Raw genomic sequence first — 22,943 nt, forward strand, 5'->3', positions numbered from 1 at the left:
TTCTAATTTTTAATTTAAATTTACGATTCCGCCTTTAACGTTAGTCATAGTTTTACCATCTATATCAACGACCATTCCTTCTGCCAGAATTGTATTTTTTCCTTTAATATTAATACTTGGTGCTTCATCCGTAATTTGGGTATCACTTTTAACGGTCACTTCATCTGTCCCGGAAACGAGTACTTTTTTACTGTCAACATTTACTTCATTTACTCCGCTAATGCTTACTTTTTCATCAGCAATAAGGTTTATTTCTTTTGATTGTATATCGACCTTATTTGGGGCATAAATAGTCATTGTTCCGTCTCCGTTTAGCATTATCATATTACCACTTGGATCTGTTGCCGTAAAGGTGTTTTTTTCTTCATCGAGAACAAGCGAAGTTCCGCCTCTTGTGGCAAAGCTTCTTTTGTTATTGTCTTTTCCGCCGCCGCCGCCGCTTTTTCCGTGAAAAACACTTCCTAAAATAAAAGGTCGGTTAGGGTCGCCATAACGAAAATGTACCATTACATGATCGCCTACATCCGGAATAAATACCATTCCTCGATTCGTTCCTACTTTATCGCTACTACCCGCATCCGGCGTCATGACACGCAGCCAGGCGGTTTTCATTTGAGTACCTTGCTGCCAAAGCATCTGAACTCTCACTCTTCCTTTATTTTGAGGATCTGTATTGCTTTCTACTACAGCTTGCTGTGTTTGCGCAATTGGATATGCAACATCCGGTTCCGGCAAGCTCAGTACTTTTGAAGGTATGGCTCTGAAATTATTTTCATATTCTCCCAAATGTGTTGCATAATGACTAATTTCGGTAATTATAAAAGAACCTACTTCTTGTGTCAACATACTTGAGTTTTCTAAAACACTTGATTGTATGGTAACAATGCTTCCTACTTTTAGTTTTGAGTTTTTTGTAGTTGCTGAGACATAATTAGTATTCGCTGCTGCACTTTCCTGTTTCTTTTTTAAGAAGGATTCTAAAACCAAATCATCACCGGTACTCACTATACCATGCGTAAACGCAGGTGTTGCAAACACTTCTTTTGAGCTTGCAAATGCTTCATTACCTAATTTTGGCAATCCGCTTACTGTGTCTTTTGATTTTGCAGTGTAGCGTTTATCAGCACCTTCATTGTATGTAAAAGCACTAAATTTATTAGGTACTGCCTGCACAGATATTTTTAGTTTGGAAATATCACTATTGTAAGTTAACGATATAGGACTATCAAAGCTTTTAGGTTTGCCGAATATTAACTTTTCACCATCATAATACAGCCACTCATTATATTGTTTTGCTAATCTCTGGATGAACTGAAAATCTGTTTCGAGGTATTGATTCTGATAATCCATCTTACTGGTATATTCAGGATTGATATCATTTTGCAACTGTTCTCCAGCACCATTTTTTATTACCTCTTTTATGATGTCTTTTAAAGATAGTTCTTCCCAGGAATGCAACTTTTCACCAGACTCTAATAATATGGTTTTAGAATAGCCTGAAACCACAATATGATTTCCTGAATGTCCGTCTTCCTGATCGAAATCTATATTGGTAACAACTCCCAAAAAATTATTATTCTCTTCCAGCACAATATGTACTACCTTACCTAACCATGCCTGTGCATTTTCGAGCGTATATGCCAAAGGGCTCTCTACAGCAGCATGTGGAACAAGAATTTCAAATCGATGATGGTCATTTATTACTTGTACCAACTCAATGCTGGTAAAGTGGCTTATTTTTTTAGAATCTATTCCAAAAATTATTGTTGGTGGTGTCATAGTTTATTTTTTTGTATTAGTAGCAAATCTTAAGGAATATTATTGTTATTTGTATTTAAAAACTTAAAAAAAGCTTCATTGCTTTCAAGCATTTCAGCGGTTAAATCTAGGTCTTTAGTTCCTTGATGTGTTATTGTTTTTTTTCCTAGTTTGTAATAATGAACGGTTGTTTTTCCTTCATAATTCAAGCTATTTGTACTTATAATTATCTGGCTTTTTTCATTAAAATAAAAAGAATTGATAGCTGTTGTCAGGATATCATCGGATGTCTCTTTAAATTGATAGTTAATTTGTTTTTTATTTATTAGATCAATTACTATCAGGTTTATTCTATTATTAACCTCACTTAATGGTAATAAAAGCATTTCATTATCTGTGATATAACAATCTCTGGATTTATCATTTACAATCAGGCCATTTAAAGGAAATACTTTATCGAATCGATTTAGATATCCTATTTTTATAATATCTTTTTTGTTTTGACTAATATGAATACTATCATTATAATACTTAATCGTATATAAAGCTCCTACCTTGTCTTTAACTTCAAGGCTTTCAATTTCTAATTTATTTTGCTCATTTTTGACTATCTGTTTTGAAATATCTTTTTCTTTGGTCTTTGCATTACATCCAAAAAAAACAAAAACAATTAAAATTATTTTGAGTTTAAAAAAATTAGTTAATTTCATTTGAAATAGAATTGAATTTTTCGTTTTGTCTAATAAGTAATCTCTTTTCATCCTCTAGTTTAATTTTTCCCGGATCTGTGAATAAAATGGAGTTGTTTGTTAAGAGGGCATTTATTTCCTTTAATCTTTCTTTATTTTCCTCAACTTGATAGTCTAAACTCTTTTTAAAACGTTTTTTAAAATCGCCTATCTGATTTAATAAATGTTCCCCATAATGATTTTTACCTGCACTATCCTTATCGGCATTATAGGTATATTTACCAGCATGTCTTTCTTTTTCTGTTGGATAATATTTTCCTGTATTGAAAGCTTTATCAATATCATCTGCTGTTATATTATCCTGAGTTATTATTGTTGAAAAATAACTCCAGTTTTTATTTATTTTATTAAAATAATCTGTCAAAGCCGCCTGATAACCTCCTAAGCTTGAATAATCTTTCACACTACCGTGAGTAGTACTTCTTTTAGAAGGTTTCCCCATTACTCCAAATAAATTATAATCACCGTTTTTTATTGCAGATACTCCATATCCGCTTTCTAAACTTGCCTGCGCTAAAACTAATAATGCACCCTTACCAGATGCTCCTTTTGCTTTTGCAAAATCATAAATATCAATGGCAATTGTTGTCAAAAACTCATGATGAAGAAGTTTTTCTTTTTTAAATGATGAACTTAAATTTTTAGATTTAACATCTTCTGCAACACGATAGCCTTGTACGCTTCTTCGCTGCATCATCGCCGATAGCTTATCTGTATTTTCCCATTGGCCTGTTTGTCTGTTATATTGAGGACCTTTAACACCTAATGAGCTGGCATTTTTATGTTTTCCTGAGGATGAAGATTTGGCCATGGTAAAATTTATTAATTTGAAATATTTCAATACACATTAAATCATATATCTTATTTCGGTTTATTCAGAATATTATTTTGGTCGTTTACTAGGTTTAGGTTGGTTTTATTTCATTTTACCAATATTTTAGAACTTCTACTAACAAATTTATTTTTGATCAAAAATCCTTTTGCAAAAAAATACGACGAGAAAAAAACAAATACAATTGTTCCACACCAAAGAAATATATGCGGAAATGATTTAATATATAAAACTGATGGATAATCTGGGGGATCCATTATTAAAAAACGTTCCAGATTTTCGCATAATAAAAGTGCAAATAGTGAAACTACTCCTGAGAAGCTATTTCTTTTTTCTTTTTTATTTTTATATATGAAATTAAAAAAGAGTCCTGTTATAATACCAATAGAATATTTCAAAACACAAAAAGGACTATTCTTAAACAGATAGGCAAATACAGCTGAAAAGGAACTGGCAATAAATAATAGCAGAAGTAATTTTGAAATAGATAAAAGAGGATCTTTTTTATCATAAAATAAAAACATGAATATACAACTTAAAGATGTTGCTATTCCTACTCTCATTATATAGAAATATTCAGCTAAAAAATTCCTGTCAATCGATTCAATAGTCATCAATATAATAAAAGAATACATGTAAAAAATTCCAAATAGCATCAAGAATAAAATACCAGACAACATCTTTTTCAATAAAAAGTTCTTATCTAAATTACTATAAAGAAAATCTTGTTGTTGCATATCTTATTATTTAGTATCAGTTACCTTATACATTTCAATTCAAGGCATTAAGAACAAATAAAATTAAAGCTAGACAACTACTCATTTTTAGTAATGATTAGCCTAATTTTTGTTTGACATCTTATAATTCTTATTTATTTTTATTCTTCTCATCCGCATAAAAAAGAAGAAAAAAAAATATCACCACACAAATAGTTCTCAAAAAATTACAGTTATTTTCTTTGTAGTTAGAAAACTCCTACAAGTTAGATGAGTAAAAAATATTACTATTTTAAAACACTAAGATTTTATAAAAACAAGAAGCGGTGCATGACCGCTTCCTGATAAATTGAAATAAATTAGATTTTAGCCCAATTGTTATCTAATGTTGCATTACCTAATGTAATTTTTTCTGCTGAGAAAGTGATCTCAGTAGTCATTGGAGTTTCTGCCATAGCATCAAGCTGCTCGCTGAAGAATACAATAAATGCATTTTCAAAAGAAAGTTCTTTCATTACTTGTTCAGAATCTGCTTTGAAAAATTTTACTTTTCCGCTTACTGGTTTGTGCTGACTGTTTACTGCCTGTTCGATAACAGTAGTATTGTCTGTAGATTTTAATTTTAGGTTTAATCTACCTCCTTTAATTTCAGATGAAACTGCTCCTTTACCGTCAGTATGTCTTAACATATCAACTTTTGAGAATAATACTTGGTACTCGTTTCCTTCGAATTCTAAAATTGCTTTAAATGCCATAATAAAAATAATTAAGTTAAAAAATGTTTTTTTAGAATCCTCTTTATTTTGTATGACTAGTATTAACAAAAAAAAGAGGTATTCTACATGATTTTAGAATACCTCTTTTTTGTACTAACGTACTTTTTTTAATTGCTTCTTGTAGGAAGGTGAGGGTGATTCGCAATCAATAATATGTACGAATATACAAATACAAATTAAATAAACAAGTTTATTCGTAATCTTTTTCATCAAAAATAGTGAAATATTTTTTTTACGAAAATTAAAATATGTAAGAATACAGTATTTGCTGGGCTTGCAGAGAATTTATATGAATTTTTTAAATGTGAAATATTAATTAATAATATTTTTCATAAAAAATAATAAAATAAATCCCAGAAGTACAACCGTAATATGCAAGATGATAGCATTAACCTGAGGCTGCAATGAATTTATCTGAGTTTTTATATCTGAAGTCGCAATTGTATGGATTTCATTTATTTTGTTTACTTGTTTTTGTAAAGAATCAATCGTTTTATTTAAATATAAAATGTTTTGGTGCTGATTAGAAAACAAGCGCTTAACTTCCTTGTCTGATAAAGCTGCTTTTTTCTTAATAACCCCGGTTTTAGGCTCTTTAAGTGTTAACTCACTTACATCTTCAATTTTACTATTATTGACTTCGAAACTTTTATTTAGCTTGTTTACCAAAAAAAAGATAAAAACAATATAGGATAATAAAAACGTTGGTAAAATGTACTGAACAATTATCTCTATTGGTTTTGGTCTCACCGCACTATGAATATTGTTTATAGTACTGTAATTAGTGAAAAAAATAGGTTCTTGTTTTTTCTCTTTATTCAATCTTTCGTTTTTAAATTTTTCTTCTAAATCTATCAGTTCAAAGCGATCCAGGGAATAAACCCCCAGACTCTCGGTTAGTTTTTTATGATGTACCATCCAATTGAGCACTTCTTCCATTTGATATTCAGTAATGCCCGGATCTTTAAGTCTCCATAAAATTTCATTTTTTGTGAGTTCACACGGTTTTCCTTTGCTTTCAAAATAAAATAACTCTAGAATTATTTCATGCAAAGGTTTTGTCATTTCTATTGTATTCATAATCTCCATAATCCTTATTTTATAATAGAAGTTTTTTTGATATATAATAATATTTAGTCTGAGATTCATCGTCAAAAACCTCAAAAGTATTATTGCGCTGCATTTTTTCTAAAACCTCAACCTTACTGTTTAAAGTTGTAAAAATTGTTCTGAATTGGTCAGGCTTTTTCTTAAACTTTCGAATATCTTTAATCCTTATTTCATGCAAATCAGGACTGTTTACAAATACTCTTGTCTTGTAATAAAGTAAATCTGCCAAAGAACTTCTGTTTTTTATTGACTCTGTTTGTCTAATTTTACTGGCAAACATTTTACATCTGTCCCTAAAGCTTAAAATCTCGACTTTATCAATATTTGCGTTTGTATATTCTTTGCTAATTAACTCTCTGTAGTTTTCTATAAGCTGCTTAATTTCACTCTCGGTCAGTAAAATATGGACTTTGTTTTCTAAACTACTGCTAAGGGTATCTTTTGCATTTATTACAAATGTTTCGCTTTTATAGTTTTTAGGTATGTCGGTGCTTGTACTATCTTTTCGCGGATAATTTTGAATAAGATTATTGATCGTTCCGCTTGGCTGACTTCTTAAAAAGCTAAATTCATTTTTGTATTGTGTCAGCGATTTTAATAATGTATTATTTGTTTTTATAGTTTTACTAATAACGCTGTCAATGGATTTATTGATAGTTTCAGGCGTAAGCTCTCCATTTAATTTAGGAAAAATGATGCCTCCGTTAAAATTACTTTTTAATGGTGCATCGTAGATATAATCATTATCTACATCACCATTGTATATAAACTCATCGTTTTTTGCAATCAGTTTTGGGTCAACATAATAGTTCTGAATATTTTTTTTATTGGCACTACTTGCCTCGCTTAAATACATTTTACTCTGCAGAATGAAATCCTGGTTATCGGAATTGTTTTCATTTTTAAAAATAATGAATAATATTTTAGCATTATTTTTTGCCAAAATATTGAAATTATCCGGTAAAACGTTGTTTATAGATCCATCTAAACCTGTCAGGATAAAAAAGTTATTTTCAAAATTTGTTTCTGAACTCAAAAACTGGCTAATATTTGTATTACTGTTGCGTAAAATATTCTCATCCAAAATTTCATCTGGTGTCTTGATGCTTTTCTCTATTAAATCAAACCATTTTGAAAAAGATTGGGATTTTATCAAATAATAACTTTTAGATTTTCCTTTTGCTATAAACGAATATGTAAAATTATAATTTGCATATAATTCACTACTGGTCGTTAATTTAAGATTCTGTAATGCCGAAAGCGTTTTTTTTAAATATTGCTTTGTTGAGTTGTTGTTCTCAAAAACGTAATAAAAATTAATATTCTTACTTTCCAAAGCGATTTGTTCGATGGTTTTAATAGAAATGTCATCGCCTTTTAAATTTGTAATTTTGTTTTTGTCGTGGTTCCAAACATTTATGGGCAGCGATATTTTACTTGTGTTTTCAAACTTGATTGGCTCACTTGACTGATTTTCATTTACAAAAAAAGTATTCTTGTACAATTCATTAGCCAGAAAATTAATTTTTCCTGAAGAAAAATGCAGTGTATCCGCAGGATTCAGCCTGACAACCATATTATCTTCTATAGGATTCAAATATTGCAAAGGAACCCAACCAAATTTAAGATTTGTTGTGTCTTTTGGCATAACATCATCAAAATTTGATACAAAGGCTGAATTGGTGGTTTTGTTGATTTTATATACATATACAAAATCATTTAGTTTAATATTTTTTTTAGATGCCGATTCTAAATTCGGATCGTTCTTTAATAAAAGTGTACTTTTTTTGACATTTTTACCACTGGAAAACAAGTTGTCTAAGGTATTTGAAGCTACAAAATATTTTACATACTTTAAATTGACCTGGTTTTGCATCGCCCTGCTGTATTCAATGACATTTTCTTTTTTAATCCAGCCCAGATACTGTACTTCTTTTGCATTAGAAAAATGATTTTTTTTACTGCGTAAAACGGAGAATGTTCCTTTTGGTTTCCCAATCATTTTTTTATCTGCAACCACAACCTCATAATAGTTTTTATCTTCATCGATCACATACATTGGAGACAAAATATTGGCTTTATTATTTACTTTGGCACCATAAGGTTCTTCATAAATATTATTATCACTTCTATCTGAAAAAACCAATTTAAGCTGTGATTTTTCGCTTTCTTTTTGCTTTTCATTATCATAAGTGTTTACTGTTTTTCCTGTTTTCTCGATAACACTTGTGCTATTTTTAACCTGAGAAAAAACACCATTTGTTACCAATAAGCAAATCAACGAGGTATATCGAAGTAAAATATTAATTTTCATCTATTTACTTTGTTTTTTAGTTTTTTGAGTAACATTTATTTGCTTAAAGCATTTAATGGTATCTAATTTTACTTCCTGAATTATAGTAGAATTTCCGTCTAAGTAATGAAGTCCCTGACAATAACTTAAAAAATCATTGTATTTTTCTTCGTTTACCACTACTACAACATCAGACAAATCATTACATATGTACTTATTTTTCAAATAATTAACCTGTTCTTTATACATTCTTGTATCCCTTGCGCCCAGATTGGCAATAATTTGCAGGCGTTTTTTTATATCGTTCAAAACAATACCTGCAGAATCTACAACTTCTGGCTCTTTGAATGGTTCGTACAATTGAAGAATCTCTATTTCTTTTGTTATAGGATATCTGGTTTTATCTGTTTCCAATTTTACGGTATAAATACCGGGCTGGGTAAAAATATAAATAGCCTGCTTTTCATAAGAATCGATCGTTCCGGTTTCACCAAATTCCCAATACCAATTGTTTGAACTTGGCGAATATCCTGTAAACACGATTTCTTCGCCCACATAACCAAACTCTGAGCAAAATATTTTTGGAATAGAATCTTTTGCTGTCAATGCTCTTCCATTGACGATATTAATTTGTTTTGAAAAATCGAATTTATTATCAATTTTTAGTGTTACTAAATATTTACCTGCTCTGTCATAGGTATAATTTACGCTTCCTTTACTAACAATCGAATCACCGTTACCAAAATACCAGACTGCTTTTTTATCTGATATCAACGTACTGTCATTTATCTTAAAAGATAATTTTTCGTTTAATTCATACTGATGATTATCGTTATCGTCTAATATTGAAAAATCAAGATTACTTAATCTTTTATTGTACGGGAATAATAATGCCACTATAAACAAAATTATTGCAATACAAAACAAAACGATAACTACTGTTTTATTTTTAATGTTCATTTTTAAAATTTGCTTTACATTCGTTAAGACTTGTTTGTACAAGAGTATCGTTCTTTTTCACGGTACTTTCTTCAAGGTTTATCTCTAAAAAAACATTTAACAGGTTGCCGCCAATTAAACAAAAGTTATATGACGAATGAAATTCGTTATCCTTATACAATCGCTTATAATCTGATATTCTTCTTTTTACTTCATCAATACGCTGTACCTGGTTGATGTCATATTTAATAGTATCAATGGTCTGGAAAATTTTTCTGGATTTATTAGCATAATCTACTTTAATCTTCTGCATTTTTTCGTAATCATTGATTCTGTTGAGCATATCTGTATTATTAAAATTGGGTGTTTTTAATAAAAACTTGGTAACAACAATAAATATAATACAAGCACTGATGATAAATAATAAGTTGAATTTTACCTTTTTCCAATATGTTTCATCAAATTCTATTGCCTTCTTCATAAAATGGGATTATTTTTTTTTATTTTCCTGATCGTGTTTATCAATACATTTTTTAAGCTGAGTTTTATTTATCTCATAATTTGTCTCGGCTTCTTTCAAAACATCAATTTTAGTCTGTATATGTTGTAGTTCGACCAAAAACTCTTCATATAAAACAAAAGAATTTGTCAAATTTGTTTTTGATTTTTGAATCTCATTATTGATGGCAAATCTTTTCTCATTGATCAGAGACTGAAGATTTTTGCGCTCGTTTAGGGTTCTGTCTTTAAATCTTAAATCGTTGATTTCTATTAATATTTCATCTAAAAGCAGGTTCATTTCGCCTTGTTTTACTGCGATATCATTGTAATATTTATGTTTTTGCTCCAACTCGGCAACACCTTTATTTGCAGTTATCAGCGTGATATAGAGGCAACCAAAAACAAAAGCGAATGTTATAAAAAACATAATAAAAAACTTGCGCTTTTTACTGACTATTTTATCGTGATTAAGTGGGTTCATAGTTGTATGTTTAATCTAGTATTGACCACGTATTGCTTTTTGGAGCTGATACTTTGGTTTCTTCGCTAATTACAATATTTTCTTTTCTTACTCCGATGTATTCTAATTCGCTTAATTTTTGCCATAAGCGTTTTAAAATCCCCAGAAACTGATTTAGTTTTTCCAGCGTTTGCGCAATGTCATTATGGTCATAAACAGCGCTTTTTGCTTCAAACAATACACTAAGTAATTCTGAAGGTTTTACATCAATCCATTCGTAATAATATTGTAAAAGCATTTCTTTCTCTTTGTCGTCCATTAGGGTCAATGTTGAGATAAGATGATTGGCCAACACAATTATTTTGTCAAACATATACACCGGAGCTTCTTCAGAAGCTATGTTTTTAAGATAAAAGCAATGCTCTGCATAGTAATCAATTATTTTGGTACACAAACTAAATGTGTTCGATACTAATTTGTTGTTACTGGAACTGTGCGCGTTTTTTTTATGAATTTTTATCGAAAAATCGTTTAACTGATATAATTCGGTATTAACTTTTGTAATGAATTGATTTAAAGTTTCATTGTTTTTTGTTTTTACAACCGGAGCTATATATTTTCCGTCGTCAAGGAATGTACCGTTTTGAAATGCTAATTTTTTTACGATTAAAAAGTAGCCCGATAAAAAATTATCATTAACCTCATTTTTTTTGACAATATGTAACTTTATTTCCGGAAGCGCATGAGGATGATGTAACGGAATTATTTCCGGATCTGGAATACCTACAGGAATTAGATCATAAGGATTTATAGAAACTATAACATAATAATACTCTGCAGAATTTCGGTCTAAATCATTTGCATTGATACTTGCTTCAGGAAGTTTTGTACCATAAATATCCTGATTATAAGAAATTACATATCCGTTTTTAGCAATTACATCGCATTTTTTTAAATACGCAACTAATTGTCCGCCTTCAATTTTTATTTCAACATCTATAGATATATTACCTGCTGGCTGAATAGCCCCATAATTAAAGTTGTTTAACTGAACTTTATTATAATCGCTGACAATTGTTATAAAATTGAAATAATTATTGATAAAATGGTCTTTTGTTAGTTTTACACCATCTGTCCAGTTAATTGGTAAATGTATGTTTGATTTCATAATTGGTAAGTGTTATATTCTGGTATTAGTTAGTTTTTTTTAGTTAATGAAGTATTCCATACTTCATTTTAATTATTCCTCTATTGGATTTTGCTTTTTCAAAGTAACTCTCTTGGCAAAAATAGTTTGTTTGTTTTTTAGTTTACCCTCTGAAATCGTCTGATAAGGACTTAGGTTCCTAATAAATAAAGGGAAACTGAAATATTTTGCCGTATAAAAAGTCCATCCCTTATCTTCATGCTCGGCACTGGATTCAATGGCATCATTGGGAAATCTATAATTTTGGTCTTCAATAAACTTATCAAACCAATTACCCAGATTAACATCCTGGGCAATTTTTACATCAAATTTTGAAAAAAATTCAGAATTGCTTTTTTTCTTTATATGTATTGATACCTGCATTAAACGAAACTTATCAATATTGTCCCAATACTCAATGTCTTTACGTTCTTTTCCAACCCTCCAATATTCATAAAATGACTCAGGAATCTGTAAATATTTTTTCTTTGATTCCTGAAAAAAGATTGGCGCAAATAACCATAGAATATTAAGCATACTGATATGTGCATAACTGGAAATCGCGATATAATTAAACGCCAGATAGTAAATCCAGGAAGAGAGAATTGCTACAATTAAAAAAAGAAAAACTTTTGCCGGAGCACTATTTTGTATTTCTATCTTTTGAAACATGGCTGAATCCATAAAATACAACAATCCAACTCCGAGTATTAAGTACCATAATACTGAAAACAATAAGCCAAACCAAATAAACTCATTGTTAAAAAACGCAAACAAACAAGGTAAAGCTGCTATAAGCGAAAAGCATAAAATAAATATTATGGCCGCCTTGGCTTTTATTTTTATACTCGAAAACTGACTCATAATGAGTGTTATAATAAGTATCAAAAACGGCGCTAAAAGGTATTTTAAAAAAAAGGGTAGTATTGTATTCATAGGTGAATGTTATCTCTTTTATTATAGTTTAAAAATTATAAAATGGTATTTATACCTAAATAGTTTTCGTTTAGTTTTATCCCTAATTGATAGTTATTAAAAAAAACAATATCAACTTTTCTGTTGCTAATAAGAAAGTATTCTAATACTTTTCGCGTAAGTTCCATCTTGTTTTCTAAAATGGGATAATTAATATTTCCTTCAAAATATAAGGTCACCTCAACATCATCAATCTCACTTTCTACTGCTCCGCTAAGTCCTAAATCAAAGCCTAAAGTACCTTCACTTAGTTTTAAAAAAGGAGATGTCGTAAATACATGTTTTTTATATTTTAGTTTTACTACATTGCCTAGCAGCATTTCTAAAACTTTCTCCAACTCCGGAAGATTTTCTTTTAGCTTTTCGGCTTCACACAGATAAATGAACAGATTCTTTTTTTGTTCTTTAGATAAATTAAAATCAATGCCAACTAGTTCATCTACTATATTTAGAAACAAATCAATCTTGTCCTGAAACAAGTGTAAGCTTCTGATCGCATAATGAGTATTGGCAAAGAAAATCTCATTATCAAAAGGCATAAAGAAATCTAAAGCATTCTTTTCTGTTTCTTTATTTTCTCTAACCGCCTCCACAATCTCTTTGTTTGACATTGTAGGATTGCTAACAGACAAGGGATGAAAAAGCAGTTCGGGTAAATTATGGTAAATGCTGTTTTTTGCCAAATGCAAAACAAGCGCTTCCTTGGTAAATCTGGAATCTTCCTGATATAACATTGAAGAGAGATCAATAGCATCTCTGGAATTGTTCCTTTTTGAAAGACCTTTGTGCCTAACAAAGACTTCGGTATCATCTTTTAGAATATTCTGCAATTCATAAAAAAGAATTTCACCTCTTAAATTAAAATTAAGCTGTTGTTTTAAAACTGAAATATCCTGTTCCATAACTTACTTTTTTTCCCAAATAAACTCATCTTCTTTTATATCTAAAACAATAGCTTCATTCTCAAGAATAGCTTCTGATATAATTAATTTTGAAATTGTTTTCTTAAGATACGTTCTCACAATTCCGGCAATAGGTCTGGCGCCATACTTTTTAGAAAATCCTTTATTTGTCAGATATTCTAAAGCACCATCTGATAGATCAAATGAAATATTTTTGATGCTTATTAATTGCTCTTGCAAGCGATTTAAGTGTAATTTAAAAATAGCTTTGGCAATTTCTATATTGATAGGGGCAAATGGAACAACCTCTGTCAAACGGCCTAAAAATTCAGGTCTGAAATGCTGACTCATGATCTCAATTAATTGATTAGAAGTTGGTAAATGACCACTTTCTATTTGCTCCTGAATCCATTGGCTTCCAATGTTTGATGTAAAAATGATGATCGCATTAGAGAAATCACCTTCACGTCCTAATTTATCATGAATTTTTCCTTCATCCATAATTTGCAAAAACACATCATAAACAGAGCTGTGTGCCTTTTCGATTTCGTCAAAAAGTACAACTGAATATGGTTTTTGCCTAATTTTATTAACCAGCATCCCTCCTTCTTCATACCCTACATATCCTGGAGGAGCACCATATAATAAAGCTGCCGAATGTTCTTCTTTAAATTCTGACATGTCAAATCGAATCATCGCATTTTCATCATCAAACAACAATTCAGCCAGCGTTTTTGTCAATTCTGTCTTTCCTGTTCCTGTTGGCCCTAAGAAAAAGAAGGATCCAATAGGCTGTTTAGGATTACTCAAACCACTTCGGGATTCGATAATAGCTTCGGATAACGTTTTTATAGCATGCGATTGTCCTTTTACCCTTTCCTGCAATTTGTCTTCGATTGTTAAAAGCTTTTCTTTTTCGCCCGCGCTTATTTTTCCCAACGGTATCCCGGTCGCATTAGAAACAACTGCCAGAATCTCAGATTTTGTTACAACCGTAATTTTTTCTTTTGCTATATTTTCAATGTTCGATGCTAATTTCTCAATATCTTCAAAAGTAACCGGTTCATTTTTTTGTCTTTTCGAATTTTCTGTAACATCAATTTTACTAGTTACAACACAGCTTATTCGATTGTATATTTCCTTTTCAAGCAAACTCATTTTTGATTCATCAGCGGGATCAGATTCTTTTATCTGTTCTTTTATTTTTACAATTTCTACTAATGAATTTGCATTGGAAACAATTACTGATGAAGCCGTTCTGTCTAATAAATCAATTGCTCCGTAAGGCAGTTTTTTTTCTTTATAAAATCGTTTAGACAAATGAATTGCTTCCTGTATTACCTCTTCATTAATGGCTATTTTATAATGCTTTTCTAATTTATTTTTATAAATATTTAAACATTCAATCAGTAAAGAATAATCCAGCTCTTCAATAAAAATGTTCTCAAATTTTCCGTTTATAGTAGTTCCTTCAATTGATTTTCTATAAGAATCAGCATCAATTGAGGCAATAATATTAATATCACCCTGGGTTAATTGTGTATTAATAATATTGATGACAGCATTTGATTTAGAGTTTGATGAGTTTAGCAATACCTGTATATCATCAATAAAAAGAATGCTTTTTCCGTTTTTGGATAATTTTTCAAAAATTTCAATAAGCTTTTTCGAAATCTCATTTTCATTACTGCAATTTGCAACGAGTTTAGAAACATTTAAAGATAAAACAAGTGTTTCTTCAAAGAAATTAGGATCTGTTTCGTGTAAATTGTGAATAAGGTTTTTTATAATACTTGTTTTTCCAATACCAGATTCTCCAATTAATAAAATACCATGGTTTTCATATCTTTCTATATTTTCTAGTATCAGTCGAACTTCTCTATTTCTGCCAATGATACTGCTTCCTTCTTCAATAATATTTTTTTTATATAAAGTATCGCAATAGCTAATGTCGATCGTTTCCTGCTCATCTGCATTGTCTGCCAGGCTAAAACTCTTTTGATTATTTCTAAGTCCAAAGTGTTTCAAAAGTTCCTTATCGCTTAAGTTTAAGCCATCAATTTGTTTGTCACTATAAACCAATCCTGGTTTAATAATGGCAATAAAAACACAAAATGCATCGATAGAATCGGCCCCTAATCTAATTTTATTGAAATTTGATTCTGTAAAAACGTTTTCAACTTCGGTATCACTTGTAATACTATTATCATTGGTTTGAGATGAAGTGTACACTTCTTTTCTCACATCAAACCATTCTTTTATATATTCTATATCTTTAGATAGTGATTTTAATACTTCTACTAATCCTGTTGGTTCAAATAATAATGCATACGCTAAATGAGCTACCCCATATGTACTGTGACCATCCTGAATTGCTAATGATTTAGCTGATTTAATTGCAGATAATAAGCTTGGACTATAATCTAATTCGTTCATAAGTTTAGTTAATTGTAATTTGAAACGGAATGTTCATAACCGATTGTTTTTCTAATGTTTCTTTTAAAAACATCTCTATTTTTTTCTTGTTTTCTATCTGCAAAGCATATTTTTCCTGTAAAACAACTTCGATATCAATGGTTCTGTATACTCCTTGTTTTCTATTGCTGCTTATCCCTACTCCATCTTTAATTAAAACATCTTTAGTGATGTTTCTTAAATGATAGTCTACCGCTGATTTTATATCCTGTTTGGTTACTAAGCGCTCTTTTGACAAAAACCCGTAACGTAGATTGATTAGCTTCTCGACTTTGTTATTCCTGTAAATCCCTCCAATGGAGCTTGTTTCAAAAATGGTAGAATCCTGAGCTAATTCGGATATAGAGGTTTGCTTTAAAATAGTGCCTTTTTTTAAATTATTGGCCACCTGTCCATTCGAAGTCCAATACGAATAGTAAAGAATTTTAGATTTCTCCGTTTCATGAATTAAAGCATATACTTCCTCCTCATTAACCTGACTGTAACTGCTATTAATTTTACTTTCAATCGAATTAAGTTCTTCGTTGATTCTGGTCATTGTAGCATCAATATAATCTGCATTTATATTAGAAAAAGAACCAATATCTTCTCGTAGTGCCCTTGCCAGTTTTTTAAGAAAAAATTTTGCATTACGCGAATCATAATTTTCTAATCCGCCATAAAAAATAGTAAATGTATTTGAGGTAAGCGAATTAGCTTGTTTTATACCATTTGTAAATTCAATGTTTTTTTCGTTAAAAATTTTCATTACATCAAGAAAATGGGTATTTCTCTCTGCTTTCATCGGGAACAGACGCCCTTCGATCTGAGCATTATGAACTCTGTTATTTAACTTTCTATTGACAATTGGAAACGTATTTATTTTTATTTGAATTTTATCGAATTCTGTTTTAGTAAAAATTTCAGGAAATATAAATTCTAACCAGATCAATCCTGTATCTTTTTTGCTGGTTTTTAGCTCTTCTTTATCTATTTCAAATCTGTCTAATATCGATTCGTATACTAGGTTTTCTACGTTAAGCTTTACTTTGTAAATAGAATTTTTATAGAATGATTTTATATTTTCAGCATAATGTTTATTATCCTGAACTTCATCAAAAGTTTCATTTTCGATTTCAATATTATTCCCTAAAGAATCCTTTACTTTTATAAATTGCAAAAAGTTATCTAATGATGAGTTTTCTGTTATAAAAGTAAATTTCAATGAATTAAGCTTTTCCAGATTTTCTTTCGAAACATCTAATCCAACCCAAATACGATGATCTAAAACTTTATTTTGTGCAGATAAATGCTGTACCGTTTTTGAAGAATCTATTAAAAATGAGTCATACATTTGAAAACTAATCTCTCCTTCTACAATATTTTCATTTGTAAAAGGTGTAAAATAGATATCATAATCAACATTGGTGACCATTCCAGATTTTACAACAAATTCAGTATCATTATTTAGTATAACAATACCTTTGGTAGCCGTTGTACTTGCCAAAGTATGAGCCGGCATTGGCAAATTCCACTGACTTGGTACGATCTCCTGGGCAATTCGTTCGATAATTTTATTATCAGATTCTACTCCTTCCTGATACAAATAATAAAGTTCATGAACAAAAACATCTAATAACATCATCACCAAAGGATCTGCCATATTGATATCTTCAATTCCCCAAATTTCCAGGCATTTTTTTTGTATCCTGTTCTTTATTTCGATAAACTTAACGTCTTTCATATTTTATTTTATTGCGAAATTGGGCTAATATTCAACTTTGTGTGAAAATTAAATGGAATTAAACTTTCTATGATCGAACCTTTTACGACTATATTGGCTTTTCTTCTAATACTTGAACCTAATTCTTTATCATTAATTTCATCTAAAGAAATTGAAACTTCACTTAGAATTAGTCTTTTTTCGAAAGCCTGAATTGAATCATATAATGATTTTCTGACCAAATCTTCCCAGTCTCTTTTTTTAATATGTTGATTAAATTCTAAATCCCAAATAATCGTGCCATAGCTTGGTGTCTCTGGAATCTCACCAAAAGAAGTTGTAATTATCATCATAATATTGTACGCAATCGACTCGTCAATCTTACAAAAATTCTCCTGCGACCCTTTAAGCAAAGACTTAAAATTAACGGGGTATTTCAGATATTTCATCTTAAAAAATATTAAGTTGTTTTTTAACAAAAATTATGGTGTTTCTAATTTTTTAACATAGTACGACAAAAATCCAAATAAAATACTTACAAATCAATATTATTTAGAAGTTTTTTTTTATTAGTTTTACAAAATTAACTAAAAATCTTATAAAATTATGAGCATGTTCAATTATGGTATTGGTGGCAATGAAGTGAAGGTTGATGCCAATGAATCAATTTTAGAAATTCCTTCAAACAGAACATTACTAATTCAAAAACTTACAAATGAGCAACCGGTGGGACCCGAAGCTGTGTATGATTTGCAGACAGTAGAAGCTGTGTTTGAAAAGTACAAACCAAGTGTAGATTTTGAATTTACTACTGAAGAAGGTTCGGATTTAAATGAATCTATGGTATTTCAAAACTTAGGAGATTTTGGAGCAAAATCAATTAAGGAGAATAGCCCTTTTTTAAACAAATTAAATACTGAAAAAGAACAAGCTTATAAAATTGTGCGTCAACTTTCCAGTAACAGAGGATTAATTAAAGCCATTCAGGACCCTGCTGTCAAAGAGGCTATAATTGAATTACTTGAAAACGCTAAGAATGAAATTAACAACAATAAACTATAAATATGGCAACTCAAACTAAAGAACAAAAAAGTCATGGTTCTTCAACCGAACAATTGCTACAGGAACAAGGCAGCAAAATAAATTTATTAAATGAATATGGCGGTTTTGCCTTTTTAGAAAATGTAATCGACGGATTGTCAAACTTAAACCCTACGAGAAAAGCGAGAAAAAATATTTTTCTTAATGATGCACAATGGGAAAATGAGAGAACAACTCTAACCAATAGACTTGAGTTATGGTTGGATTTATTAAAAGGCAACGATTCTGTTGAATCTATGATTGAAGTGGCAAATGCAAAAGCTACATCTGCAGATTCAACATTAAACAGGAATTTAAAATACGCATTAAATGTTTCAAGAGAGCTGGAAACATCTTACCGCAGTGTCGCTTTATTCTATAAAAATGCTGAAAGCGATAAAATTAAAAATGTAACTATCGTAAATGCAGATATATCTCAATTAAAAGATTTAGATAATACTTTGTTTATTGATTATGTTTCAAACGAATTAAAACAAAATTTTGACAGACTAGATTTGAGAAAAAACTACTCCATTCTTTCAGTACCCGGTTATTTAGGTTCTAATGCCGTTTTAGATAAATGGTCTAAAATAGCACACGAAAACAAAACGGTATTATTAACCGATTTTCAAGACCTTGAAACTCCAGATGACGTTATAGATATTTTCTTTAATGCAAATCATACAGGTGGTGATGTATTTAAATCTAACACAATCATGACTTGTAACTATTTACTGGGAAGAAGTAAATATGATGAAGTTGGAGAGGAAGATAATTTATATGTACCGCCATCCACTTCTTTAGCCGGTAAAATCTACAAAACGCTAATGTCTCAGGTTGTTGCTGGTAAAAAATTTGGAGGTCTAAACGAAGTAGAAAGTGTTCGTTTTGATTTGAAAAAGAGCGAAATTTCAGAGCTTGAAAAAATGGGTCTTGTACCAATGGTAAATGAGTATAGTAAAATTATGGCTTTCTCTGCTAAAACATTATTTAACGGAGACAACTTAGGTTTACAAACTTACTCTGTAGTAAGAGTATTTGACCACATTACAAAAGTACTTTTCGACTTTTTAAACAGAAGAGCTTTTGAAAACTGGACAACAAGAACAGAAGCTGATTTAAGAAGCCAAATCATTAAGTTTTTAGATGGAATTAAAGGGCCAACTAATCTTATTGAGAAATTTACAGTGATGAAAATTGAACAAGATAAAACTCAAAAGGACAGAATTTTATTAGACATCCATATCACACCATATTTTCCAGCTAAAAGCTTTGTAATTCAATTAGATGGACATAAAGGAGACGGTCCTGAAGAAGCTGTTTGGCATAGTGACTACAAACAGGTTTAAACAGACATTTACCTATCAAATTTATTTTGACCCCAAAAAGTTTTTTAAAGCTTTTTGGGGTTTTTTAATATAAAATTATTCTTATAATTCCAGCACGAATTTTCTTCTATTGTTGTCAAATTTTAAGATAGAAACCAACTAATTAAGTTAAGATAGTCTTATAAAGTTGTTATTATATAACAAGTGACTAAAATTATATAAACAATAAATTGAATTCAGCATTTACATTTGACATGTTGTTAAAATGATTAATAAAAATCAAATTAGACTTTATTTAATCAAACATAGGAACGCTCAAAACTTTTATGAATCCTTTTAAAATTCAATACAAATGGTTTACTTAGATACTGACTTAATGCGATTTTTAGATGCACAAAACAAACTTTATCTTACTGCACTTTCAGAAATAAAAAAAGGCAAAAAACAAACTCATTGGATGTGGTTTATCTTTCCACAAATAAAAGGACTTGGCACTAGCAGCGTTGCCAATTATTACGCAATTCGCGATCTGAAAGAAGCTAGTGAATTTTTGCAGCATCCCGTATTAGCAAAACATCTTGTAGAAATTTCAAAACTTTTACTGACTTTTAAAAGAAAATCTATTGAGTCTATTTTGGGAGATTTGGATGCTCGTAAACTACGTTCATCCATGACGCTTTTCTCTCAGGTAGAAAATGCCGATCCGGTTTTTAAAGAAGTTCTAGATACATTTTTTTCTGGTCAGTTAGATTCACAAACTTTGTCATTAATTAATTCTTCTAGTGTGAAGTTGGCTGTGGCTTAATTAGAATAAAAAAGTGCACAAAAAATGTACACTTTATTTATTCATTTATAATGTATTTTAGTTTATTTCTTAATTCTAATCAATAAGTCTTTTAATTTCTAATCTTTATTTATAAAATAGAGCTTTTGCTCATAATTAGCAATTGAAGTCAAAGCATTATAAATATATTTTGCTACCAAAGCCCCACCATCCACATTAATCAAATCAACATCATCTTCCGGAGTATGATATTGCGGATGCCCTCCTGTATGGAAACCTATTACAGATATTCCAGATTTGTAAAATGAAACATGATCAGAACCTCCCACTTCTCCTGCGTGAATTACGGGATTGAGCCCGCTGTTTTCACCTAGTTTTTTCATTAGTTCTACTCCGTCGGGAAAAGTTCCGGCGCCTCCCATATAGATTTGTTTTTCTGCATTTAATCTTCCTACCATATCCATGTTGAGCATTACTTTTACGGCGGTTTTTTCGACCGGCAAATGAGAAACAAAATATTTAGATCCTAATAAGCCTTCTTCTTCTCCGCTAAAGGAAATAAAAATAATACTTCGTTTTGGTTTGACTTTCGCTTTAGATAATTCTTCTAATATACACAACAAAGCCGAAACTCCGGATGCATTGTCATCTGCTCCGTTGTGAATCGCTACAACATCTTTCTTTTTACTTCCGGATGCTTGTCCGCCCCAACCCCAATGGTCATAATGAGCTCCAATTACTATATACTCATTTTTTAGATTTTCATCAGATCCTTCGATATAACCAACAACGTTTTGGGTTTTAACGCTGTCTGATTTTACTTTGTTCAACCCTTCTTTTACAAAAAGACTGAAAGATTGGTAATAACTATCGTTGAACTTTTTCAGACCATATTTCTTAAAATATTTTTCGATATAAGCTGCTGCATCATTATTGCCTTTTGTTCCCGGAAAACGACCTTGCATTTTATCTGACGAAAGATACTTATCGTGTTTGTAAAATGTTTTGGGATTGATTCCGTTTTGAGCATTAATTGCAATATTGGCAAATAATGTAAATAGAAATACGGTCTTAAATTTTGAATTTTTAAAAAGTTTCATCATAAGCGTTTATTAATTTAACACATAGAGACATAGTATTCGTAGCTTAAAAAAAAGGCGTTCACTTGCATTAACAAACATAGTTTCTTTGGGACTATGTGTGAGAAACTAGTTTCTTTTTATATTCTTTTTTTACTCATTTCAATATAAATCTATGTTTCTATGTGTTAAAACAAATTATAGCAACGAGTTATGCTATTTATCTAATTCACATCAAAACTTACGTGCTTGATGTATTTTCGATTATAAGTATATAAAACATGTACTTTTTTATCTGAGGTTTGAATAATAGCGGGATAACTGAATTCGCCTTCGGGTTGATATTCCAAATCGAAAAGTTTTTGCCAATGAATTCCATCTTTTGAATGTTCTACGTCTAAAACATTTCTTCCATTAAACCAGTCTTTTCCTTGTTTTAGTGGGTTATTAACGACCAGGAAAGACTTTTTAGATAAACTTAAAGCATCAATTCCTGAATTTGAATTCACAACATTTATACTATCTGTTTGACTCCAACTTTGACCGCTATCTTGCGACCAGCTTGTAATTAGTTTATTGTGTTTGCTTCGAAATAACATCTGAATGTTTTTATCTGAATGCATCAAAAATGTCGGCTGAATAATGTCGAAATTCTGATTGTTTTCGATGTTTATTTTCTCCCACTTTCCAGTTGCTTCTGTATAGGTTTCTACGTGGCTTCTCCATTCATTTTTTTCTACGCTTTCTGTACTGCTTCCGCATAAAATAACTCCCGGGGTTGCTTCAATCGGTTTGTTTTTTATTGGTCCTAAAATACCTTCAGGTAAATATTCGGGATTACTCCAAGTTGTTCCATCATCTTTAGAAGTAATCATAGCGCCAAACCATTCTCTTGGATTTTTACCAACTTTATAAAACAAGTATAAGGTTTTGCTTTTGGCTTTAAATAAAACAGGATTCCAACAAGCCAGAGTGTCTTTTTCCTTTATTAAAGGTTTAATCAAGTTTTGCGGTGCAGACCAGGTTTTGTTTTTATAGTTTGAGAAATAAATTCCAACGTCTTTTGCACCTTCGTAACTTCCGCCAAACCATGCCGCCATAATTTCGTTTGGTTTTATTTCGACCAAAGTTGCAGCGTGACTGTTTGTAGTAATTGGTTTTTGTGTTATAAAATTATTTCTAATATTATAAGCTTGTGTGTTCTGTTTTTGAGAAGTACAAGTAATACTTATCAAAACGAATAATAGTATTGAATGAAATTTTGAAATCATTGTATTGTAAAAGTTTTTAAAGTGAAA

At 30.4% G+C, this 22,943-nt stretch carries 21 protein-coding genes; 3 read left to right on the plus strand and 18 right to left on the minus strand.

Going from position 1 to position 22,943, the window contains the following annotated elements:
- Positions 1–9: 9 nt before the first annotated feature.
- The 16 genes from RT99_RS20945 to RT99_RS21020 all read right to left on the minus strand — a co-directional run bounded on the left by RT99_RS20945 (position 10) and on the right by RT99_RS21020 (position 17,823).
- Positions 10–1,779: a type VI secretion system Vgr family protein gene (locus RT99_RS20945; protein ID WP_042566684.1), complete on the minus strand. Its 1,770-nt coding sequence runs from the start codon at positions 1,777–1,779 to the stop codon at positions 10–12.
- A 29-nt stretch (positions 1,780–1,808) separates the two neighbouring features.
- Positions 1,809–2,468 carry a hypothetical protein gene (locus RT99_RS20950; protein WP_131494937.1) on the minus strand — a complete coding sequence of 220 codons (660 nt, stop codon included), beginning with the start codon at positions 2,466–2,468 and terminating at the stop codon, positions 1,809–1,811.
- A complete protein-coding gene (locus RT99_RS20955; RefSeq protein WP_131494938.1) occupies positions 2,455–3,348 on the minus strand; it encodes a glucosaminidase domain-containing protein in 894 nt (297 codons plus the stop codon). The genes RT99_RS20950 and RT99_RS20955 overlap by 14 nt, the downstream gene beginning before the upstream one ends.
- Before the next feature lie 80 nt (positions 3,349–3,428).
- Positions 3,429–4,076, minus strand: a complete 648-nt coding sequence (locus tag RT99_RS20960) for a hypothetical protein (RefSeq protein ID WP_131494939.1) — start codon at positions 4,074–4,076, stop codon at positions 3,429–3,431.
- Between the two features lie 338 nt (positions 4,077–4,414).
- A complete protein-coding gene (tssD, locus tag RT99_RS20965; RefSeq protein ID WP_042563897.1) occupies positions 4,415–4,810 on the minus strand; it encodes a type VI secretion system tube protein TssD in 396 nt (131 codons plus the stop codon).
- 333 nt (positions 4,811–5,143) lie between these two features.
- Positions 5,144–5,920: a DUF5457 domain-containing protein gene (locus RT99_RS20970; RefSeq protein ID WP_124020522.1), complete on the minus strand. Its 777-nt coding sequence runs from the start codon at positions 5,918–5,920 to the stop codon at positions 5,144–5,146.
- Positions 5,921–5,930: 10 nt separating this feature from the next.
- Positions 5,931–8,255 carry a type VI secretion system protein TssR domain-containing protein gene (gene tssR / locus RT99_RS20975; RefSeq protein ID WP_131494940.1) on the minus strand — a complete coding sequence of 775 codons (2,325 nt, stop codon included), beginning with the start codon at positions 8,253–8,255 and terminating at the stop codon, positions 5,931–5,933.
- Positions 8,256–9,194: a PKD domain-containing protein gene (locus RT99_RS20980; RefSeq protein WP_042566690.1), complete on the minus strand. Its 939-nt coding sequence runs from the start codon at positions 9,192–9,194 to the stop codon at positions 8,256–8,258.
- The gene (tssO, locus tag RT99_RS20985) at positions 9,184–9,654 is read right to left on the minus strand and encodes a type VI secretion system TssO (RefSeq protein WP_042566691.1); all 471 of its coding nucleotides are present in this window, start codon (positions 9,652–9,654) and stop codon (positions 9,184–9,186) included. The genes RT99_RS20980 and tssO overlap by 11 nt, the downstream gene beginning before the upstream one ends.
- 9 nt (positions 9,655–9,663) lie before the next feature.
- Positions 9,664–10,155 (minus strand): hypothetical protein, encoded by a 492-nt coding sequence (locus RT99_RS20990; protein WP_042566692.1) that lies wholly within the window; start codon positions 10,153–10,155, stop codon positions 9,664–9,666.
- A gap of 10 nt (positions 10,156–10,165) precedes the next feature.
- Positions 10,166–11,302, minus strand: a complete 1,137-nt coding sequence (locus RT99_RS20995) for a hypothetical protein (protein ID WP_042566693.1) — start codon at positions 11,300–11,302, stop codon at positions 10,166–10,168.
- 72 nt (positions 11,303–11,374) lie between these two features.
- Positions 11,375–12,256: a TssN family type VI secretion system protein gene (locus RT99_RS21000; RefSeq protein ID WP_165587219.1), complete on the minus strand. Its 882-nt coding sequence runs from the start codon at positions 12,254–12,256 to the stop codon at positions 11,375–11,377.
- A gap of 35 nt (positions 12,257–12,291) precedes the next feature.
- Positions 12,292–13,197 (minus strand): hypothetical protein, encoded by a 906-nt coding sequence (locus tag RT99_RS21005; RefSeq protein ID WP_042566694.1) that lies wholly within the window; start codon positions 13,195–13,197, stop codon positions 12,292–12,294.
- Between the two features lie 3 nt (positions 13,198–13,200).
- The gene (locus RT99_RS21010) at positions 13,201–15,633 is read right to left on the minus strand and encodes an AAA family ATPase (RefSeq protein ID WP_042566695.1); all 2,433 of its coding nucleotides are present in this window, start codon (positions 15,631–15,633) and stop codon (positions 13,201–13,203) included.
- A gap of 4 nt (positions 15,634–15,637) precedes the next feature.
- Positions 15,638–17,395 carry a hypothetical protein gene (locus RT99_RS21015; RefSeq protein ID WP_042566696.1) on the minus strand — a complete coding sequence of 586 codons (1,758 nt, stop codon included), beginning with the start codon at positions 17,393–17,395 and terminating at the stop codon, positions 15,638–15,640.
- An 8-nt stretch (positions 17,396–17,403) separates the two neighbouring features.
- On the minus strand, positions 17,404–17,823 hold the full coding sequence (locus RT99_RS21020) for a GPW/gp25 family protein (protein ID WP_042566697.1): 420 nt from the start codon (positions 17,821–17,823) through the stop codon (positions 17,404–17,406).
- Positions 17,824–17,980: 157 nt separating this feature from the next.
- Between RT99_RS21020 and RT99_RS21025 the strand changes: the two genes are divergently transcribed.
- The 3 genes from RT99_RS21025 (at position 17,981) to RT99_RS21035 (ending at position 20,587) form a co-directional block, all read left to right on the plus strand.
- The gene (locus tag RT99_RS21025) at positions 17,981–18,436 is read left to right on the plus strand and encodes a hypothetical protein (protein ID WP_042566698.1); all 456 of its coding nucleotides are present in this window, start codon (positions 17,981–17,983) and stop codon (positions 18,434–18,436) included.
- 2 nt (positions 18,437–18,438) lie between these two features.
- Positions 18,439–19,803, plus strand: coding sequence for a DUF5458 family protein (locus tag RT99_RS21030; protein ID WP_042566699.1), 1,365 nt, complete (start codon positions 18,439–18,441; stop codon positions 19,801–19,803).
- Positions 19,804–20,134: 331 nt separating this feature from the next.
- Positions 20,135–20,587, plus strand: a complete 453-nt coding sequence (locus tag RT99_RS21035) for a DUF1810 domain-containing protein (protein WP_042566700.1) — start codon at positions 20,135–20,137, stop codon at positions 20,585–20,587.
- A gap of 98 nt (positions 20,588–20,685) precedes the next feature.
- Here the strand turns inward: RT99_RS21035 and RT99_RS21040 are convergent, their stop codons facing one another.
- Together RT99_RS21040 and RT99_RS21045 are read right to left on the minus strand one after the other, a co-directional pair.
- A complete protein-coding gene (locus tag RT99_RS21040; RefSeq protein WP_242607234.1) occupies positions 20,686–21,669 on the minus strand; it encodes a M20/M25/M40 family metallo-hydrolase in 984 nt (327 codons plus the stop codon).
- Positions 21,670–21,869: 200 nt separating this feature from the next.
- Positions 21,870–22,916, minus strand: a complete 1,047-nt coding sequence (locus RT99_RS21045; RefSeq protein ID WP_042566701.1) for an exo-alpha-sialidase — start codon at positions 22,914–22,916, stop codon at positions 21,870–21,872.
- Positions 22,917–22,943 lie beyond the last annotated feature (27 nt).

It is taken from the genome of Flavobacterium sp. MEB061, from assembly GCF_000834715.1.
In the GTDB taxonomy this organism is placed as follows: domain Bacteria; phylum Bacteroidota; class Bacteroidia; order Flavobacteriales; family Flavobacteriaceae; genus Flavobacterium; species Flavobacterium pectinovorum.